At 44.1% G+C, this 2,212-nt stretch carries 1 protein-coding gene and 2 pseudogenes; all 3 read right to left on the bottom strand.

What is annotated here, in order from left to right:
* Positions 1-216, bottom strand: a pseudogene (locus tag HX743_RS15865) (DDE-type integrase/transposase/recombinase); the annotation flags it as partial.
* A 79-nt stretch (positions 217-295) separates the two neighbouring features.
* A complete protein-coding gene (gene ltrA / locus HX743_RS15870; protein ID WP_004826931.1) occupies positions 296-1,537 on the bottom strand; it encodes a group II intron reverse transcriptase/maturase in 1,242 nt (413 codons plus the stop codon).
* A 504-nt stretch (positions 1,538-2,041) separates the two neighbouring features.
* A pseudogene (locus HX743_RS15875) lies at positions 2,042-2,212 on the bottom strand (IS3 family transposase); the annotation flags it as partial.

Raw genomic sequence — 2,212 nt, forward strand, 5'->3', positions numbered from 1 at the left:
TAAACGATTGGTATAGCGAATGGAAAGATATTGAACCCCTCTGTCACTATGGTGAATCACATTCTTTGGCATGTCTCGAGCATGTAACGCTTGCTCAAGTGCATCGAGCACCATATCTGTATTCATCCGTGTCGATACTTTCCATCCAACAATTGCTCGTGAGAAGACATCAATAATAAATGCAGTATAAACCCAGCCTGAATTTGTTTGAATATACGGGTGAGTAGACCAAGGGAATTTCACCCTTAGCCCCTCGCAGAACCGGACATGAACCTCTCAGCTCATCCGGCTCCCATTATCCAACCGATGGTAAACATCCCATTTTCCAGTGCACAAAGGCATTTGGAAAATCACGCGCAAGTCGCCCTAAGGCATATCTAGCCCGTCTTTTATGACGGGCCAAGTTTTTATACTTACGCCTCATCCAGCGTATAAGATAAGCATTCATGTGTTGCCAGATCGCTGACATTGCTGAACCATGGAATCGACCATAGTATTGCTGCCAACCTTGAAGAATTGGATTGAATATTGCAGATAAATCACTTAATTCGCGATTACACATCAGATGTAGATGCCATTTCCGAATAGTCTGTCGCATTGCTTTAAGTGCATCACGACTGACTGCAGGAGAGAAATTTACATAAACTCTTTTATACTTGTCCACAGCCTTACGGGGCCTAAACGTGTACCCGAGAAAAGTAAATTGAACATCGGGATATGCTTTACGACGATTAATATCTTGGCAATAAACAATCTTTGTCTTGTCTGGATGCAATTCGAGACCACATTCACGAAATCGTGCATCGATCTTTTGTAAAACAAGTTTGGCTTGAGATAAACTCCGACAATGAATTACGCCATCATCTGCATAACGGCAGAACCGTACACTTTGAAGATGTTTCGTAATCCACATATCAAAAGCATAATGCATAAATAAATTCGCCAATAAAGGACTCACAACACCACCTTGTGGTGTGCCGCGATTCCTTTCTAAAAGATGGCCATTTATGTGTTGCATTGGTGCTTTTAACCAACGTTGCACATATAAAAGAATCCATGGAATTTCACAGTGTTTCTTGAGTGCACGCATTAGTAAATCATGGTCGATGTTATCAAAGAGACCTTTGATATCAAATTCCACAACCCAGTCATAATCCCAACTTCGTCTCCTCACTATCGCAATTGCATCATGGGCAGAACGCCCTGGACGATATCCATATGAGTTTGGATGAAATAATGGATCAATTTTCGGCTCTAATAAGAGCTTAACTGCTGTTTGCGCGACTCGATCTGCAACTGTTGGAATACCTAGTATACGCACGCCACCTGACTTCTTTGGAATCGGAACAGCCTTAACTGGCGGTGGAAAATAACTGCCAGAACAAAGTCGATTCCATAGTTTGTATAGGTTGTTCTTTAAATGCTTTTCGAATTGCTCAATAGATTCATGATCAACGCCTGGAGCGCCACCATTCTCTTTGACTTTTTTAAATGCCTCCCAGATTAACGCTTTAGGAATATTAAATGGTTTGGTCATAAAGTTTTGCTCCTCCTGCTTGCACAGTTGACAAATCCGTAGACCTGGATAATGCAACCCCTTCGCTCCATTACCATTACAGTAACTTCAACACTACTATGAGTTGCTCCGCCCCTTGGTGACGCATTGCTATTATCAGCCTTGCCTTTTGAGCTTGTGCCTTTCGCTTGACATCGCCACCGAAGGTTCCCGCAGTTCAACGTAAGAGCCTGAATTAGGATCGCGCTGCCTCTACGCCGGACACCGAATGGCCCGTAAGCAGGTAACGGCCAAACTAATCGCGGGGTAACTTCCATCCCCGGTTTTGATGTCATTTGAGTACTTTCGACACTTGAACGGCAGTTCACTGTTGTTCGCCTTCCTAATTCTTACCTGACATCTCTACGATGCCTTTTCCATAACGCTCACGACCGGGACTTTTGATCCAAGCCGCTTATGGTGGTTTGCTACCTGCTCCTGCAAGCCGATAGCGAGGGGCCATACCCTCATCTCTTACGCCGCTTGCTGCGGCACACTGAAGTCAGCGACCCATAGCTGGTCAGGATGATCAGCACTAAAATTGCGTTTCACCAAGTCATCTGCTCGTTTTTGATCCTCTCGGCTACGGGTAGTTTGTTTATTCTTACCACGCCAAACACCTTGTATACCTAGTTTTTGCATCAATCGAGCAACTGT

Origin of the sequence: Acinetobacter sp. Swhac1, from assembly GCF_013390985.1 — a bacterium.
Lineage (GTDB): Bacteria > Pseudomonadota > Gammaproteobacteria > Pseudomonadales > Moraxellaceae > Acinetobacter > Acinetobacter towneri.

Coding starts and splice junctions, on each gene's coding strand:
- ltrA (WP_004826931.1), bottom strand. CDS start 1,537: ATGACCAAACCATTTAATATTCCTAAAGCGTTAATCTGGGAGGCATTT.